This is a genomic window from Nitrospirillum guaranorum (genome assembly GCF_034653275.1).
GTDB lineage: Bacteria > Pseudomonadota > Alphaproteobacteria > Azospirillales > Azospirillaceae > Nitrospirillum.
The window spans coordinates 193,795-210,467 of record NZ_JAYEES010000004.1; the positions used below are offsets into that span (position 1 = coordinate 193,795).

Genomic DNA, 16,673 nt, shown 5'->3' on the forward strand with positions numbered 1-16,673 from the left:
CTTGCAAAGGTGTCCCATGACCACTCCCGTCCTGCTGCGCGCCGTCGATGACGATGGCATCGCCACCCTGACCCTGAACCGTCCGGAAAAGCTGAACGCCCTCAGCTACGCCCTGGTTGACGCCCTGTTGAAGGCGCTGGAGGAGATGGAGGGGGACGATGCGATCCGCGCCGTCATCCTGACGGGTGCCGGCGAGCGCGCCTTCTCCGCCGGCGGCGACATTCCGGAATTCGCCGGCAGCGTGCGCCTGGGCGCGGCGGTGGCGGTGCGTGACTTCGTGCGCCGGGGCCAGGCCCTGACCAGCCGCATCGAGGCTTATTCCAAGCCCATCATCGCCGCCGTCAACGGCTTGGCTTACGGCGGCGGCTGCGAAATCACGGAGGCGGCACCCCTGGCGGTGGCCAGCGACCGCGCCGTTTTCGCCAAGCCGGAGATCAAGTTGGCCATGCCGCCCACCTTCGGCGGGACCCAGCGCCTGCCCCGTCTGGCGGGGCGCAAGCGGGCGCTGGACCTGCTGCTGACCGGCGACAGCTTCCCCGCCGACCGGGCGCTGGAATTGGGCCTGGTCAACCGTGTGGTTCCGCATGATCAGCTGATGCCGGCCGCCCGCGACCTGGCCCACCGCATCATCCGCCACGCGCCCGGCGCGGTGGCCGCCATCCTGGCGGCCGTGACGCGCGGGGTGAATATGCCGATCGCGGAGGGCCTGGCGGCGGAAAGCGCCGCCTTCGCCGCCCTGGTTCCCAGCCACGACCTGGAGGAGGGGCTGGACGCCTGGATCTCCCGCCGTCCCGCCGTCTACACAGGAACCTGACTACACGCCCGAGGGCGCGGCCAGCTCCGCCTTGATCCAGGCGCGGAAGGCCGCCACCTCCGGCCGGTTGCGGCCAGCCCGTCCGGTGATCAGCCAATAGCCGGTGCGGATGGGCTTGGGTGGGCCCAGCACGGCCACCAGGCGGCCGGTGGCCAAGTCGGTGTCCACCAGGGGCAGGCGGCCCATGGCCACGCCCAGGCCGCTGGCCGCGGCCTCCAGCGCCATGTGCACCGTGTCGAACCGGGCACCCCGGGTCAGGGTGTTCGACTCCACCCCGGCCAGCGCCGCCCACGCGGCCCACTCCTCCGTCACGCTGTCGACGTGCAGCAGGGGCAGGGACTCCAGGTCGGTGGGGACCGTCACGCGCGCCGCCAGGGCGGGGGCGCAGACCGGCACCAACGCCTCCCGCACCAGACAGGCGGCGTACAAGTCGGCGCCTTCGTCCGGCCGCCAGTCATCCTGGCGCATGCGGATGGCCACGTCGACACCGTCGCGCAGCAGATCCGCCGGGCGCTGGCTGGTGTCCAGGGTCAGGGTGATGTCCGCATGCCGGTCGCGGAAACGGGGCAGGCGGGGCACAAGCCAGCGCAGGCCGAACGTGGGCGCCACGCTGACCGCCAGCCGGCCGCTGGGTGCGCGGCCCGGCAGGCTGGCCGTGGCCACGGCCAGCCGCTCCAGCAGGCCGCGCACCTCGGGCAGATAGGCCGCACCCGCCGGCGTCAGGGCCAGGCTGCGGTGCCCGCGCATGAACAGCGGGGTGCCCAGCCAATCCTCCAGCGTCTGCAGCGCGTGGCTGACGGCACTGGGCGTCAGGTTCAATTCCGCCGCCGCCTGCTTGAAGCTGAGATGGCGGCCCGCGGCCTCGAAGGGGCGCAGGGTGCTCAGCGGCGGCAGGTGGTAGGGCATGGCGGCGGCTCATCCATTGTCGGATGAGGATAGTTCATCCGTGGGGCGGCACGCCACCGCCCCACGGATTTCTTTCCGGCTCAATCGCCTTTCAGGCGCTCCATCTGGGCGCCACAGGCGTTCAGCTTGTCCTCGATGCGCTCATAGCCGCGATCCAGGTGATAGATGCGGTTGACGGTGGTCTCGCCCTGGGCGGCCAGGCCGGCCAGCACCAGCGAGACCGAGGCGCGCAGATCCGTCGCCATCACCGGCGCGCCGGTCAGGCGCGGCACGCCGCGCACCAGGGCGGACGAGCCGTGGACCGTGATGTTGGCGCCCATGCGCGCCAGTTCCGGCACGTGCATGAAGCGGTTCTCGAAGATGGTCTCGGTGATCATCGAGGCGCCCTTGGCCGTGCACATCAGCGCCATCATCTGGGCCTGCAGGTCGGTGGGGAAGCCGGGGAAGGGCTCCGTCATCACGTCCACGCCCAGAACCTCGCCATTGGCGCGGCGCACCTTGAACCCCGTGTCGGTGGGGGTGAAGACCACCTCGGCGCCGGTCAGGGCCGTGGCCACGGCCTGGATGTGCTCCAACTCACCGCCCACCAACTCCAGTTCGCCACCGGTGATGGCGGCCGCCATGACATAGGTGCCGGTCTCGATGCGGTCGGACACGATGCGATGGCGGGCGCCGTGCAGGGTCGGCTTACCCACGATGTGCAGGCGGTCGGTGCCGATGCCGCTGATCTCGGCGCCCATGGCCACCAGGCAGTGGGCCAGATCGGTGATTTCCGGCTCACGCGCGGCGTTGATCAGCACGGTCTCGCCCTTGGCCAGGCAGGCGGCCATCAGCAGGTTCTCCGTGGCGCCCACCGACACCTGGGGGAAGACGAATTCCGCCCCCCGCAGCCCCTCGGGCGCGGAGGCGTGGATATAGCCGGCCTCAAGCTCGATCCTGGCGCCCATGGCCTGCAGGCCCTTGATGTGCAGGTCGACGGGGCGGGTGCCGATGGCGCAGCCGCCGGGCAACGACACCTTGGCCTGGCCGAAGCGGGCCACCAGCGGGCCCAGCACCAGCACGCTGGCGCGCATCTTGCGCACCAGATCGTACGGCGCCTCGGTGGAGGTGATGGTGGCGGCGGTCAGGTTCACCGCGCGCTGGGCGCAGGAGGTGGCGCCCCCCTCGTACACCATGTCCACACCGTGTTGGGCCAGTAGGTTGGCCATGGTGGTGATGTCGGCCAGGTGGGGCAGGTTGTCCAGCGTCAGCGTCCCCTCGGTCAGGAGACAGGCCGCCATCAGCGGCAGGGCCGCGTTCTTGGCGCCGCTGATGCGGATGCTGCCGTTCAGCGGCGCGCCGCCGCGTATGCGTAACTTATCCATGGGGAAGGGCCGATCGGTTCGAACGTGCCGGCTTTAGGCCCTGTCTTGGGGGCGGTGCCGGCTGAATGGGTGATGGCGTAGGCGTATGGCGGAATTGGGGCGGCTGTCCCCCGCCGGATGTCAATGCCGGGCGGGGCTCACAGGCGGGGCAGGGTCACGCCGCGCTGGCCCATGTATTTGCCCGAGCGGTCGGCATAGGACGTCTCGCAGATGGTGTCGCCCTTCAGGAACAGGAACTGGCACAGGCCCTCGTTGGCGTAGACCTTGGCGGGCAGGGGCGTGGTGTTGCTGATCTCCAGCGTCACGTGGCCTTCCCACTCCGGCTCCAGCGGCGTGACGTTCACGATCAGGCCACAGCGGGCATAGGTGCTCTTGCCCAGGCAGATCACCAGCACATCGCGGGGCACGCGGAAATACTCCACCGTGCGCGCCAGCGCGAAGCTGTTGGGCGGGATGACGCAGACGTCGGTCTTGCGGTCCACGAAGCTGGCGTCGTCGAAGCGCTTGGGGTCGACGATGGCGCTGTCGACGTTGGTGAAAATCTTAAACTCGTCCGCCACCCGCGCGTCATAGCCGTAGGAGGACAGGCCGTAGGAGATGACACCCTCGCGCTTCTGCGCCTCCACGAACGGTTCGATCATGCCCCGGTTCTGCGCCATGTCGCGGATCCAGGTGTCGGGCATGATGGCCATGGGCGTCGCTCCTGCGGTCGATGGGTTCCATGTATCGCGCGATGCAATACGTATTGCTCTTCTTAGACCCTCCCCGTCCGCCGCTCAAGGTGACTCTGTCACCTTGAGCGGCGGGGATACGCACCAGGAATGGGCGCCGGTACGGGGCCATACCCACCACATCTGGGAACTCACTCGGTTTCGGCCACCGGGCCGTCGGTTGCGTCCTCCCGCTCGCGCGATTGGGCCTTGCGGCGGCGCAGGTTTTCGCGCAGGGCGGCGGCCAGGCGTTCCTCCCGGGTCATGGTCTTATCGGCGCCGGGTTTCGCGGGCGGCTTGTCGGTCATGGGGCGGTGTTACTCCTAAGGGGCCAGGCTGATGGTGGACGTCCTGGCCTTTGCCCTATCGCGGGGTCCCGAAAATAGGCGCAGAATGGCGGGACGCCAAGGGGTTCGACCCCGGGGGACGGCAGGGCGTGGAACCCCCCGATCAAAATTCTTTCATTTTCTTCGCTCAAAAGGCTTGCATCCCCTCCGCCCCTGTGGCAATTACCCCGCCCACCGGACGGGCGCTGCCGTAGCTCAGTGGTAGAGCACTCCCTTGGTAAGGGAGAGGTCGAGAGTTCAATCCTCTCTGGCAGCACCATCCGAACCTCCCTTAAAATCAGATACTTATGTTCGCGTCGCCCATCAGGGCGAAGGCGCGGCCAATTGTCGTTTCCCATGAACAATCATGGAACGGCACCGGTATCCTGGTGGAAAATCCGCGCACCCGTGAGTCCCCGCCCATGGCGCCGGGCCGATGGTGGCGGCCGATGGTGGCGAAGGTTCACATCGGCGCCATAATCGCTTCCGACACTCGGACGGTCCTCGGCGGCATCCGCCGCTTTCCCGAGCCTTCATCAGCCCGGAGACATCCATGCCCGATCTCGCCGCCCTGCGCGCCCTGCCCGCCGACAAGCGCAAGGAGGCCGGCAAGGCCCTGCGCGACGCCGCCCCCCGTTCCGGCAACGCCGCCCTGCCGCCGCTGAAGGACCGGGGCGACCCTGTCGCGCTGCTGGTGGCGACCTCCGCCACGCGCATCCAGTCGTTGCTGCCCGTGCGCTGGGCCCGCATGGTGGCCGGCCCCTTCACCTTCCTGCGCGGGGCGGCGTCGGTCATGGCCCGCGACCTGGCCCAACTGCCCGTCAGCGGCATTCGCGTCCAAGCCTCAGGCGATTGCCATCTGATGAACTTCGGCGTTTACGCCAGCCCCGAGGGCCGGCCCGTCTTCGACCTCAACGACTTTGACGAGACGCAGTCGGCGCCCTTTGAATGGGATGTGAAGCGGCTGGCCGCCTCGCTGGTGCTGGCGGCCCAGGACGCGGGGCATACGCCTGGTGCCGCCAAGGACATGGCGCGCGCCGCCGTCACCGCCTATCGCCTGCGCATGGGGGAACTGGCGGCGCTGGATCCCCTGACCGCCTGGTCCAGCCGGGTGGATATCACCGCCATGGCCCAGGGCATCAACGACGAGGCCACACGCGCCAAGGAGATGGATCTGTTGGCCAAGGCGGCCGCCACCCCGTCCGCCGGCGACGACTTTCCCCGCCTGGCCCAGGGTGATGGATGCCAGGCCCGCATCCGCGACGCTCCGCCGCTCATCTACCATTTTGATGAAGAGACGGACCGCCAGGGCCAGGCGGCGCTGCGCGCCCGCGCGCTGTTCACCCGCTACCGGGACACCCTGCCGGAGGAACGCCGCTTCCTCATCGACCGCTATCGGCTGGCCGACGTGGCCTTCAAGGTCGTGGGGGTCGGTTCCGTCGGCACCTTCTGCGCCATCGGCCTGTTTGTCGATCCTGATGGACACCCCTTGTTCCTGCAGGTGAAGGAGGCGACCGCGTCGGTGCTGGCGCCCTACGCCGGCGCTTCGCCTTACGCCAACCAGGGTCAGCGGGTGGTGGTGGGTCAGCGGACCCTGCAGACGGTCAGCGACGGGTTCCTGGGATGGGCGGCGGATGAGGCCGGACGCCATTTCTATATCCGCCAGCTGAAGGACCGGCGGCTGGCGTCGGCCGGCACGCTGATGGAAGACGACCGGCTGGATTTCTACGCCACCCTGTGCGGCACGACGCTGGCGCGTGCCCACGCCCGGTCCGGTGACGCGGCGTTGATCGCGGGCTATCTCGGCAATTCCGGGACTTTCGACGACGCGGTGGCCGACTTCGCCGCCGGCTATGCCGAGATCAGCGCCGCTGACCACAGGCTGTTGAAGCAGGCCGTGGCCGATGGCCGGCTGGAGGTGGCGGATCTGCCGCGCAAGGCCAAGGGGAAAAAGGCGGGATGATCAGCGCCCGTTCCTTCCAATTCGGCAACCGTCGCGTTTTTGCCCCGATTCGCCTTTTCCGTGCGCCGCGCGCACCCAGGCGGTGCGACAATTTGTCTGTCTGGTCGGTCAGAAAACAGTCACGAAACCTGACCATTTGATCAAGTTCTGGGCGAATTCGCCACTGCGAAGCGCAAAGGACGTACTGCAACCGACCTTTTCTCCCAGCGCCTTGAAACTGCAACACTCCAATGTTAGTGCAGGTGCACAAACATTGGTTGGCGACCCCTTGGGAAGCAGGGCGCCGGTAGGAAAAGATCGGGGGATTCTCATGACGACTTTCACGCCGGGCGGCGTTGCCGCCCGCGAACGCTCGCGCCTGCGCCGCATCCTGCTGGCGGGGGCCGCCCTCAACGTGATGGTGTGCGGGGGCGCCATGGCGCAGGAGGCCTCGTCGGCCGGCGACGTGGAAACCATCCTGATCACCGGCGGTCGCCCCGTGAGCGCCACCGGCCAGATCACGATGCAGGAGGCGCCGAAGTCCGCGTCTTCCGTCACGCAGAAGTTCATCCAGGACCAGCCCGCGGCGGCCAACCCCTTCCAGCTGATCAACCTGGCGCCGGGCGTGAACTCCAACGGCCGTGACGCCACCGGCACCGGCCGTGGCGCCATCTCCGTCCGCGGCTTCCAGTCCAACCAGATCGGCCTGATCCTGGATGGCGTGCCGGTCAACGACAGCGGCACCTTCAACGTCTACCCGCAGGAATACATCGACGCCGAGAACCTGTCCCAGGTCTACATCATGCAGGGTGCCGGCGACGCCGACACGCCCAACGTGGGTGAGACGGGCGGCAACATCGGCATGGTCATCCAGAAGCCGTCCGACGATTTCCATGTGACGCTGCAGCAGGCGCTGGGCGACAACAACCTGCGCCGCGAGTTCGTGCGCGTGGACACCGGCGACATCGGCTTCCGCACCAAGGCCTTCATCTCCTACTCCAACGCCGAGGTGGACGTGTGGCGCGGCGAGGGCACGACCAAGCGCCAGCATGTCGACGCCTCCATCGCGCACGACATCGGCGACAGCAGCCGCATCGCGCTCAGCGCCTTCTACAACACGGCTGAGACCTATTCGTACCAGGCGCTGACCAAGGCGCAGATCGCCCAGTACGGCTATGACTTCAACTTCGCCACCGCCTTCGCCCCCACCGCCCCGGCGGCGACCGGCACGGTGCAGAACGACAACAACGGCCCGCTGCTGACCCAGCGCTCCAACTACTACAAGCTGGCGACCAATCCGTTCGAGAACCTGGTGGTGTCGGTGAAGGGTAACTTCGCCCTGACCGACAGCCTGCGTCTCGATGTCCAGCCCTACCTCTGGTACGGCTTCGGCGGCGGCGGCACCGCCGGCTATTTCTCCGAGACCAACGCGGCGCAGTTCGGCGTTCCAGGCCAGGCGTTCAAGGGCATCGACCTGAACGGCGACCACGACACGCTGGACAACAAGCTGTTCTACAACCTCTTCGCCCAGCAGCAGATGCGCCCGGGCTTCGTCACCCGTGGCAAGTGGACCTATGGCCACAATGAACTGGTGGTGGGCTTCCAGTACGAAACCGGCAAGCTGCGCGAATGGAAGCCGCTGCTGTCGGTGGACGCCAACGGCAACCCGGTCAGCCTTTGGCCCGACCTCTATAACGAGCATGTGTTCCGCGCCGACGGCAGCGTGGTCCGCACCCAGGACCAGAAGACGACGACGGAAGTGGTGCGGCCCTTCGTGGTCGACACCCTGAACCTGTTCGATGACAAGCTGGCGCTCAGCGTTGGCCTGCAGCATTCGCAGATCAACCGCAGCGGCATCAACTACCTGCCGCTCAGCTTGCGCACCGCCAATGCCAGCGCCATCGCCCCGACCCATCCGGAACTGGATCAGGGCAAGTTCGTGCCCAGCGCCGGTGCCGTCTATCACATCGACGACAGCAACCAAATCTTCGCGTCGGCCACGCAGACCTTCCGCGCCACCGACAACTCCGCCCTCTACACGCCGGGCGTGAACCTCTCCACCATCCAGCCGGAAAGCACGGTGGACCTGGAGGCGGGCTACCGCTACGCCGGTGAGTGGTTCATCAGCTCCGTCACCGTCTTCAACACCAACTACACCAACCGGCAGCAATCGCTGTTCGACGTCACCGCCAACACCACGGTGTCGAAGAACATCGGCGGCGTCATCATCAAGGGCCTGGAGGCCGAGGTCGGCACCAAGCCCATCGACGGCTTCTCCGCCTACCTGTCGACCGCCTACACCCAGAGCCACCTGAAGAACGATCTGTACGTCGGCCTGGCCAACGGCTCGACGGTGCCGCTGCCCACGGCGGGCAAGCAACTCACGGACACGCCGGAATGGCTGGTCTCTTCCCTGCTGCGGTATGAGCGGGACAGCTACTTCGCCCAGATCCAGGGCAAGTACACGGCCCACCGCTTCAGCACCCTGACCAATGATGAAGAGGTGCCGTCGTTCTACACCTTCGACGTCGCGGCCGGGTACACCCTGCCGGAAGCGCTGACCGGCCGGTTCGCCACCAAGCTGGTGCTGTCGGTCACGAACCTGTTCGACAAGCGCTACCTGGGTGGCATCAACTTCGGCAACAACGCCCAGTCCTACAATGGCGTCGCGGCCAACCTGCCCAGCTACCAGCCGGCGCCGCCGCGCTTCATCTCCGCCAAGATGACGGTCACCTATTGATCGTGGGGTCATAGCAAGTCTGAAAGGGGCACCGGTGGCGACGCCGGTGCCCTTTTCGTATCAGGGCCGGCATATCAGGGCATGGCATAGCGGCGGTGTAGCTCCGCCGCCAATTCCCCCATGTGGGCGCGCAGTGCCGGCGGGCCCAGAACCTCCACCGTCAGGCCCAGGCCCAGCAACTGCCGGGCGGTCCATTCGACCGTTTCCAGAGGGATGTCGGCCTCTGCCCAGCCCTCGGCGTCAGCCGCCCGCAGGGTGGCGGTGATGCGCTCGTTGAAGGCCGGGCCCAAGTTGCGCAGGGATTTCAAGCCTGCGACCGTGGCCTTCACCCGGGCGGTGCCGGTGTACAGGCCAGCCTCGAAGCTTTGCAGCGATTCCTGCCAATGGGAGGGCAGGTCGAAGTTCGCCGGCCGGGTGAAGCGCCGGTCCAGCACCGTGTGGGCCAGGATATTGGAGACGCGGTAGGTGCGGGGGCCGCCCGATGGCTTGTCGGCCTCCGCCTGCGCCGTCTCCACGTGGGACTGGGCGACCAGGTACCAGACGCCGCCTTTCAGGACCAGGCCCAGGGGTTCCACCGTGCGCTCCACGATGCCGGCCCAGCGTTCATACCGCATGCGGATGATCTGCTCATTCCATACCGCGCGGGCGATGTCGGGCAGGATGTCGACCTTGCCCGCTTCCTGGAACCAGCCCACCGGATCCAGGTGGATGCGGGCATTCAGGCGCGCGGCCGTCTGGCGCCCCTGTTCGGGCAGGGCGGCCAGCAGTTTCAGCTGGGCGGCGGCCAGGGTGTCGCCCAGGCCCAGTTCCGCCGCCGGTCCCGGCAGGCCCGCCAGGAACAGGCTCTCCGCCTCCTGCGCCGTCATGCCGGTCAGGCGGGTGCGGTAGCCGTCCAGCAGCTGGAATCCCCCGGCGCGTCCCCGGTCGCCATAGACCGGCACGCCGGCGGCGCTCAAGTCGTCGATGTCGCGATAGATGGTACGGACGGTGACCTCAAGCTCATCGGCCAGGGCCTGGGCGGTCTGGCGACCCCGGGTCTGAAGCAGCATGAGCAGGGAAAGAAGACGGCTGGCGCGCATGAATTTCAAACTAGCAGATTATACCTGACAAAGGATGTCAGGTTTTGTCCGGTAAAGTGCGCTCACCGGACAAAACGCCCGGTTTTCCCATCGCGGAGGACCGTTCCCATGCACGCCACCAACACCCATGCGCCCACCCGCCGCGCCGCCCTGTTGGGCGCCGGCCTCATGGCCTTCGCCCCCGCCCCGGCAGGGGCGGAGCACCTGCCCATCGTCGACCGCCGCCCGGCCGATCCGGATCAGCCCGACCTGCTGACCGGCGGGTCCGGGGCGGGCGACTTCGACTTCCTGGCCGGCCGCTGGTCGGTGCTGAGCCGCCGCCGGCTGAACCGCTGGGTGGGCGATGACCGCTGGGATGAGGCGCGGGCCAGCGCCCACGGCCAGGTCATGCTGGGCGGCCTGGCCTGCCTGGATGAGCTGGAACTGCCGGTCCAGGCGGACCAGCCGGGCGCAGCCGTCACCTTCCGGCTGTACGACCCGGCGGCCCGGCACTGGGCGCTGCACCGGGTGGACGGGCGCACCGGCACCTTGCAGGCCCCCCTCACCGGGCGTTTCACCGGGGGCCTGTTCGCCGGCCGGCGGGGCGACTTTCGCGGCCAGGATTTCGATCCGTTGCTGGGCCGGCCGGTTCTGGCGCGGGTGATCTGGTCGCGCATCACCGCCACCTCCGCCCTATGGGAGCAGGCGTGGTCGGCGGACGAGGGCCGCGGCTGGGAAATCAATTGGACCCTGGCCTTCACCCGCGCTTGACGGGGCTTGACCTCAACTCTTCTTGAGGTTTTAGCGTGACCAACAGCTCAAACGACAAGAACAAGGAAAACCACCATGAGACTGCAGACCGCCGTATTGCTGGCCCTGACCCTGTTGGTCGGCGCCGGCGTCGCCGACCGGGCGCTGGCCTGGCCCCCCGACCTGATGCCGGCCGACGCCCTGCCCCTGAAGGCGGCGTTGCGGGCGGAGGCGCCGGCGCCCAAGGCCAAGGCTACGCCGACGACGGTTCCCCCTGCCGCCGCCTGCTGCGCTGTCCTGGAACTGCGTCAGTACACCCTGAAACCCGGCCAGCGGGACGCGTTGATCGACTTGTTCGACCGCTATTTCCTGACCGGGCAGGAGGCGGTGGGCGTCCAGGTGGTGGGCCAGTTCCGCGATCTGGACGATCCCGACCGCTTCGTTTGGCTGCGGGGCTTCCCTGACATGCCGACGCGCGCCGCCGGCCTGGCGGCCTTCTATGATGGCCCGGTATGGCGGGCGCATCGTGAGGCCGCGAACGCCACCATGCTGGATTCCGACAACGTCCTGCTGCTGCGACCGGCGATCGCGGGTTCAGGCTTCGCCGATGCCACGCCGGTGACGCCCAGCCCAGCGCCCCTGCCGCCCGCGTCGCCGCCGCCCGGTATGCCGCCGGCAGGGCACGGCATGTTGGTCGCCACCCTCTATTACCCGTTCCCAGCCCATGACACCGCCGCGGCGCAAGAATTGGCCGACGCCTTTGCCCGGGACGGGGCACCGGCCCTGTCCGCGGCGGGCGGTCCCGTTATGGCCGCTCTCGTCACTCATTCTGAACCCAACAATTTCCCCCGCCTGCCGGTGCGGGAGGGGGAGGCGGTCTTCATCATCTTTCAGGCGTTCGCCGACGCTGCGGCCTACGACCGTTATCGCGCGCATGTCGCGACGCCTTGGTGGCGCGGGCATGTCCTGAAGGGCGCGCCGGAGGTCCACCGTTTGGCCCCGACTTCCGGATCCCGGTGGCAGGGCCCCCTCTGACCAATGTCTAGGGCCCCGGGCCGCCTTTTAGGAGCCTTGGCCTCCGGCCCCGGCACCCGGACAGTGGAGGGACGGAGTCCTTGCCGGGAGGCCAAGATGGAACAGTCCACAGTTCAGTCCGCGTCATCCCCCCCGATCACGCCCTTTGAGATCACGCCCCTTATGGCCGCGCCGCGCCGTCGGCGCTGGTTGAGGCCCCTGTTGGTTGGGGTCGGTATACTGGGCGCGGGGTTGTTGCTCAGCGCCTGCGCGACCCAGCCGCCGCCCATGGCGGGCCGTGAGTTGCCAGGCTTTCTGTATGGCCTGCTGCACGGCCTCATCGCACCCTTCAGCTTCCTGTACAGTTTGATCTCCGACACCCGGGTCTACGCCTATCCCAATCCCGGCCGCTGGTACGACTTCGGCTTTCTGCTGGGGGTCAGCGCCTGGGGCAGCGGCGGCACCACGGTGGTGCGCCGCTGACGCCCGTCGCGACCGGTCCTGGGGCTATACCCTGGTGTCGGTGGGGTGATGGGGCGGTAGGGCGCGGATGGGAACATCCGCCACAGGCGCCGGGCTGAAAGGCGGCACCAGGGCCAAGCCCCGCTCCAGCGTCCACAGTGCCGCTTCACGGCTGTCGCCCGCTTCCTCGGCCAGGCCGGCCCGGGCCAGCACATCGGCCTGCTTCAGCAGGCTGGCCGCCGCCTCCATGCGCACGCGCAAGGTGGCGGCCGGGCGCAAATCCGCCTCCCGCACCTGGCCGTGGGCCTCAAGCGCCGCTTCCAGCCGGCCCATGCCCTCCAGCACCCGTTCCAGCGACGGCGCCGCCGTTTCCATGAGCTCATCCCGGGCCGATTGGCTGTGCCCCTGGTCCATCCGCCGGCTGGCCAGGCGGACACTCAGCGCGGCGTGCGCCACCTGGCGGGCCAGGGCCGGGAGCTGCGCGGCCAAAACGGGCATGGCCATGGTGCGTATGGGAAGTCCGGTGATGGGAATGGGCGGCGCGGATGACGCGGACGACATGGGGGCGGGCTCCGTCATTGGTTCAAAAGGAGCCCCCGGGGCGGTGGCGGCCAATCGGCGCCTGCCCGCCCCGGGGGAAGGGGCGACCCACCCGGGGAGGGGCAGAGGGCGGGTCGCGACTGCCGGGCGGCGCCGATGGGGAGCGTGCCGGCCGGTAAGAATTACCCTGGCAGGAGAAAAATACCCTGTCAATGGAAATTGGAGATAAATCTCTTGTCGGGAACGCATCCCCTGCCGGGCCTCCTGGCGCCGCCGCTTGACCGTTCTTCGCCGAAATGAGAACGTACAGGGAACAAACCGCCGGGGCGCCGGGCGGCGCTTTATGTCTGGTGGCGCACGTTAACCGGGAGTTTCAGGCTGCGTCTTATCGATATGGAATGAATTTCATGCGGTTCACGCCTTGGGTTCGTCTCACCGGGACAAGCCCGGGCGCGGCCCGGCGTCAGGGAATGGAGCCCAGGGGATGAGACCGGGGCCTTGCGGAATAGAGGAGCGGAATGTCGGGTCGCGTGTCGCAACGGCGCCTGCCCCTGGCCGGGGAGGTTTATCCCGGTACGCCCAAGCCGTCGCCCATCGGGCGGCGGCTGCGGGTGGTGGTGGGTGGCGTTCCGGTGGTGGCTGTGGTCAGCGACACCTGGCCATGGACGCTGATGTCGCTCGCCCGGTATCGGCAGGTCGACATGCTGCCCTCCTTGCGTCAGGTGGCGGGGGGCGCGGCCATCGCCGCCGACGCCTGGATCGCGTTGGAAACGTCGCCAGCCCCTGTCGACGGCCCGGGCGGCCTGCGCGTGCGCCTTTATCTGGTGGATGCCTTGCCGGACGACCCTGCGGCGATGGCGGAGGCGAGCCGGGGGCCAGCCGATATGCTGCTCAGCCGCGGTCTGGCGGCCAGCCTGGGCTGGGTGTCATGCTGATGCGCGCGGCGAAGGCCGCTGGGATTGATGCCGATGGTGGCTCAACGCCGCGCGATCTCGCGTTCAATCTTCAGCTTTTCCAGGTCCAGCTGGAACAGGCGCGCCAGCTGGGCCGCCAGATCCAGGTCCCCTTGGCGATAGGCCGCGCGCACCTTGTCCAGCACCGCGTCCAACACCGCGTGCTCGGGCAATGGTGGCGGTTCATGTCCGGCAAAAGGCGTGGTCGCTGGAGCGGCGAGATGGTGGTCATCACCACCCGAGTCGCCGCCCAGCCGGCTTTCACCGATCAGGTCCTCAATTCGGCAGCCCAGGCCACGGGCGATCTTGTAGATGGTGTCCGCCCGGGGGGAGGCGGACTTGCCGTACATGATGCCCTTGATGGTGCCTTCGTTCAGGCCGGCGGCCCGTTCGAATTCCGCATACCCCAAGCCCAACGCCGACAGGCGGCGGCCCAGCCGCTCAGCCAACGGGCTGGGTGCCGGGGTGGTCGGGATGATTTTGGCGGCGGTGCTCATGTGGGGAAATTTACCCTGAGGCGGAAGCGGCGTCGTGGGGGAATTATACCCTAGAAATCGGGAGAATTTTACCCTATCCTTGGCGGTATGACCAGGGGCTAATGCGGCCGCCGGTCCTGAAGCCCGAAATAGGAAAGGAAGTCCATGTCCCCCACTTCCCGGGGCGTCGCCCCCCGTCCATGCGCGGCCGGCGCGGCGGCGTCGCGCGCCGCGGGCGCGCCCGTCACCACCAGCTTGCAGGGCCGGCTGGGTCGCACGCCCTCCACGCCCGATGACCTGCGCTCCATGGCCACCGCCGCTTGGCATAAGCGCGGCGTGGCCATGATCCGGTTGGAGGATTTGCCCAACGAATTCGATCGCCTGGCGGTGGAAGCCATCGCCACCTCCCTCTACGGCAAAAGGACGCCTTCGGAATGACCACGCCCGCCCCCGCTTCCACCGTCATCGCCACTGCCCGCAAGGCGCCGCCCCGCCGCCGGGCCGGCCGTCCGCGCAAGGCCGGCGCCCGCCATGCCTGCGGCCAACTGATTCAGGCCACCGACGCCGCCATCCTGCCGCAGGCGCTGGAGCGGCGGGCCGACCTGCTGGGCGTTTCGCCATCGCTTTCCACGGGCCAATTGTTGGACCAGCGCGTGGGCCAGCCCTTGGGACAGTTGTTGCTGCGCGGCCGCCTGACCCAACGGCAGCACGATGCCGGGCAGGCCGTGGGCGGCCTGTGGCGCGCCTGGCTGTCCTTGGCGGAGGCGCCCAAGCCCCACGCCTATGTGCCGGAGTCCGGCAGTGGCGTGGCCCGCCCGGATGTCGACCCCGACCGCTGGGCCTGCACTGACGATCGCCTGGCCCAGGCCCGCGCGTTGATCCGGGCCAGCGGCCCCCATGGCCTGCTGGCCCTGACCTTGGTGGAGGGGGTGTGTGCGGATGAGGTCATGCCCCGCCGGTTCGAGGCCACCTGGGCCGGCGACTGGCCCCAGGGCTGGGCGGCATTGACCACGGCGCTGGACGCCTTGGCCGATCATTACCGCATCCCCCGTAACTGATCGCCCTTGGAGAACACACTATGAGCCTGCGCACTTCCGCTGATGACGTGGCGTTCGACCGTTCCCCCCTGGCAATCACCTGGCGCGACCGCCGGTGCCGAGGCATCGTCCGGCACCCCGTCCTGGCCCCGGCTGGCCTGATCCTGGGCGCCGGCACCTTGTTGGCCAAGCGCGCCGATGATGCCTGGGCGTCGCAGGCCTTGGATTTCGATGCCGACCGCCTGCTGGCCTTGCTTACCATCGCCTATGACCGCCCCCACACGGCGGAGCAGGCGCGGCGCATCCTGGCCAAGGTGCGGGCCGCCGGCCGCGCCCTGGCGGCGGATGAGCCCCTTCAGGCGGCCATCCACCTGGCCCATGCCGGCCTGGGCGTCCTGCCGGACGCCGACACCGCCGCACGACGTCTGTTCCTGGCGGAAACGCTGCTGGACCAGGGAATGGCGCTGGAGACGTTGAGGAAGGTGGCCGGCTATGGCCATGATGAAGTCGTCCTGAAGCATAATCAGAATCATCGGCCCTCTGGTCCCGGCGGCGGTCAATTTTGCTCTTCTTCGGATACAGGAGGCGGCACGCCTCCTCCGGCGAAGACTAAGGCGCAGGGCGCGGCCAGGCCGGTTCAGGACGACAACGCACAAAAGAAACGGCGGTTCGTTCAACGCACCATTGGAGTCGCTCGCGAGATTGCCGCAAAACTCAACGTTCCTGTCGAGAATATTTTAGGAGTATCTGCACTGGAATCGGGGTGGGGTGGCCAGAACCCGGATTCGAGGTTTGCCAAAGAGGGGAACAATTACTTTGGACAACACGCCCACTCAAAATATGAGAATGGAACGATGCTCAACAAAGAGGGAGATATTGAAATGTCGACGTTCGCCAGCCCGGAAGATTCGTTCCGATCCTTTGCAGAAAGCCATGGTGACTTGATTCGTGGAGTACGAGATCCGGAAGAATTCGCGCGTAAATTGCAGGAATCTCATAGATTCGGTATAGCTACGGACGGAAGCCCTATGCCCACCTACATTCGGGATGTGGCGGGAACCATCAGGAAATTGCGACCTATTATTGCGGAACATGGCGGGGAGTGAGAAGCATGAAAATGTCAAAGGCATGGGGCGGGGCCATAGCCTTAAGCTTTGTGGTGGCCCTTTCTTGGCCGCCAGGTAGAACTCTGGCTGCAGACCAACGAAATGATGTGCCTCCCTACAAGATAAATCTGACGCAGGCGGAGGCGCTCGCAAATATCGCGCTGGCAATGGTCGACAAACGCGGTTGGTTGGAAGGGGGGCTGGACGACGACGGGCGCTTTTACGGCTACTGGGCTTATGCCGTCCACGGAAATGGTCATTATGCTGAAGTCGCCGTGAATCCCTGGACTGGCGATGTGTGGGATGTTTGGAGATGTAAAAAGGTCAAGAAGCCGGAATTGCAAGCTGCCCAGAAGGTCCTCAAGGAAATAAATTTCTCTGCGGCGGAAAGTCGCTTGTACAATGACTTGGCCAAGTGGCGGCCTTTGTGTTTGAAGGATTGGTAAGAGTCGTCCCTGCTCGGGCTGCAGCACCG

The 16,673-nt window shown here is 67.5% G+C and carries 18 protein-coding genes and 1 tRNA gene; 12 read left to right on the forward strand and 7 right to left on the reverse strand.

What is annotated here, in order from left to right:
• Positions 1-16 precede the first annotated feature (16 nt).
• Complete coding sequence (locus tag UAJ10_RS22655; RefSeq protein WP_322917529.1) at positions 17-814, forward strand: crotonase/enoyl-CoA hydratase family protein; 798 nt, start codon at positions 17-19, stop codon at positions 812-814.
• On the opposite strand, the gene gcvA is transcribed toward UAJ10_RS22655, so the two are convergent.
• The 4 genes from gcvA to UAJ10_RS22675 all read right to left on the reverse strand — a co-directional run bounded on the left by gcvA (position 815) and on the right by UAJ10_RS22675 (position 4,102).
• Positions 815-1,720: a transcriptional regulator GcvA gene (gcvA, locus tag UAJ10_RS22660; protein ID WP_322917530.1), complete on the reverse strand. Its 906-nt coding sequence runs from the start codon at positions 1,718-1,720 to the stop codon at positions 815-817. It abuts the gene before it with no gap.
• An 80-nt stretch (positions 1,721-1,800) separates the two neighbouring features.
• Positions 1,801-3,084: a UDP-N-acetylglucosamine 1-carboxyvinyltransferase gene (murA, locus tag UAJ10_RS22665; protein WP_322917531.1), complete on the reverse strand. Its 1,284-nt coding sequence runs from the start codon at positions 3,082-3,084 to the stop codon at positions 1,801-1,803.
• 137 nt (positions 3,085-3,221) lie between these two features.
• Positions 3,222-3,776, reverse strand: a complete 555-nt coding sequence (gene dcd / locus UAJ10_RS22670; RefSeq protein WP_088873773.1) for a dCTP deaminase — start codon at positions 3,774-3,776, stop codon at positions 3,222-3,224.
• Between the two features lie 170 nt (positions 3,777-3,946).
• Positions 3,947-4,102 (reverse strand): hypothetical protein, encoded by a 156-nt coding sequence (locus UAJ10_RS22675; protein ID WP_322917532.1) that lies wholly within the window; start codon positions 4,100-4,102, stop codon positions 3,947-3,949.
• 223 nt (positions 4,103-4,325) lie between these two features.
• Between UAJ10_RS22675 and UAJ10_RS22680 the strand changes: the two genes are divergently transcribed.
• From UAJ10_RS22680 to UAJ10_RS22690, 3 genes are all read left to right on the forward strand, one after another.
• A tRNA-Thr gene (locus UAJ10_RS22680) sits at positions 4,326-4,400 on the forward strand.
• Between the two features lie 273 nt (positions 4,401-4,673).
• Entirely contained in the window at positions 4,674-6,083 is a 1,410-nt protein-coding gene (locus UAJ10_RS22685; protein WP_322917533.1) for a DUF2252 domain-containing protein, read from the forward strand.
• A gap of 310 nt (positions 6,084-6,393) precedes the next feature.
• Complete coding sequence (locus tag UAJ10_RS22690; protein ID WP_322917534.1) at positions 6,394-8,802, forward strand: TonB-dependent receptor; 2,409 nt, start codon at positions 6,394-6,396, stop codon at positions 8,800-8,802.
• Positions 8,803-8,876: 74 nt separating this feature from the next.
• Here the strand turns inward: UAJ10_RS22690 and UAJ10_RS22695 are convergent, their stop codons facing one another.
• Complete coding sequence (locus UAJ10_RS22695) at positions 8,877-9,881, reverse strand: helix-turn-helix transcriptional regulator (RefSeq protein WP_322917535.1); 1,005 nt, start codon at positions 9,879-9,881, stop codon at positions 8,877-8,879.
• 108 nt (positions 9,882-9,989) lie between these two features.
• Here UAJ10_RS22695 and UAJ10_RS22700 point away from each other — a divergent pair, with 108 nt between their 5' ends.
• From UAJ10_RS22700 to UAJ10_RS22710, 3 genes are all read left to right on the forward strand, one after another.
• Positions 9,990-10,631 (forward strand): hypothetical protein, encoded by a 642-nt coding sequence (locus tag UAJ10_RS22700; protein ID WP_322917536.1) that lies wholly within the window; start codon positions 9,990-9,992, stop codon positions 10,629-10,631.
• Positions 10,632-10,706: 75 nt separating this feature from the next.
• Entirely contained in the window at positions 10,707-11,645 is a 939-nt protein-coding gene (locus tag UAJ10_RS22705) for an NIPSNAP family protein (RefSeq protein WP_322917537.1), read from the forward strand.
• A gap of 201 nt (positions 11,646-11,846) precedes the next feature.
• On the forward strand, positions 11,847-12,107 hold the full coding sequence (locus tag UAJ10_RS22710) for a hypothetical protein (protein ID WP_322917538.1): 261 nt from the start codon (positions 11,847-11,849) through the stop codon (positions 12,105-12,107).
• 24 nt (positions 12,108-12,131) lie between these two features.
• On the opposite strand, the gene UAJ10_RS22715 is transcribed toward UAJ10_RS22710, so the two are convergent.
• The gene (locus UAJ10_RS22715) at positions 12,132-12,647 is read right to left on the reverse strand and encodes a hypothetical protein (protein ID WP_322917539.1); all 516 of its coding nucleotides are present in this window, start codon (positions 12,645-12,647) and stop codon (positions 12,132-12,134) included.
• A gap of 497 nt (positions 12,648-13,144) precedes the next feature.
• Between UAJ10_RS22715 and UAJ10_RS22720 the strand changes: the two genes are divergently transcribed.
• Entirely contained in the window at positions 13,145-13,561 is a 417-nt protein-coding gene (locus UAJ10_RS22720; RefSeq protein ID WP_322917540.1) for a hypothetical protein, read from the forward strand.
• Positions 13,562-13,602: 41 nt separating this feature from the next.
• Here the strand turns inward: UAJ10_RS22720 and UAJ10_RS22725 are convergent, their stop codons facing one another.
• On the reverse strand, positions 13,603-14,076 hold the full coding sequence (locus tag UAJ10_RS22725) for a helix-turn-helix domain-containing protein (RefSeq protein WP_322917541.1): 474 nt from the start codon (positions 14,074-14,076) through the stop codon (positions 13,603-13,605).
• A 144-nt stretch (positions 14,077-14,220) separates the two neighbouring features.
• Here UAJ10_RS22725 and UAJ10_RS22730 point away from each other — a divergent pair, with 144 nt between their 5' ends.
• From UAJ10_RS22730 to UAJ10_RS22745, 4 genes are read left to right on the forward strand one after another with little or no spacing between them, the layout of a single operon-like run.
• Complete coding sequence (locus UAJ10_RS22730) at positions 14,221-14,493, forward strand: hypothetical protein (RefSeq protein ID WP_322917542.1); 273 nt, start codon at positions 14,221-14,223, stop codon at positions 14,491-14,493.
• A complete protein-coding gene (locus UAJ10_RS22735) occupies positions 14,490-15,113 on the forward strand; it encodes a hypothetical protein (RefSeq protein WP_322917543.1) in 624 nt (207 codons plus the stop codon). Before UAJ10_RS22730 ends, UAJ10_RS22735 begins: the two co-directional genes overlap by 4 nt.
• A gap of 20 nt (positions 15,114-15,133) precedes the next feature.
• Positions 15,134-16,198 carry a glucosaminidase domain-containing protein gene (locus tag UAJ10_RS22740; protein WP_322917544.1) on the forward strand — a complete coding sequence of 355 codons (1,065 nt, stop codon included), beginning with the start codon at positions 15,134-15,136 and terminating at the stop codon, positions 16,196-16,198.
• Between the two features lie 5 nt (positions 16,199-16,203).
• On the forward strand, positions 16,204-16,644 hold the full coding sequence (locus UAJ10_RS22745) for a hypothetical protein (RefSeq protein ID WP_322917545.1): 441 nt from the start codon (positions 16,204-16,206) through the stop codon (positions 16,642-16,644).
• Positions 16,645-16,673 lie beyond the last annotated feature (29 nt).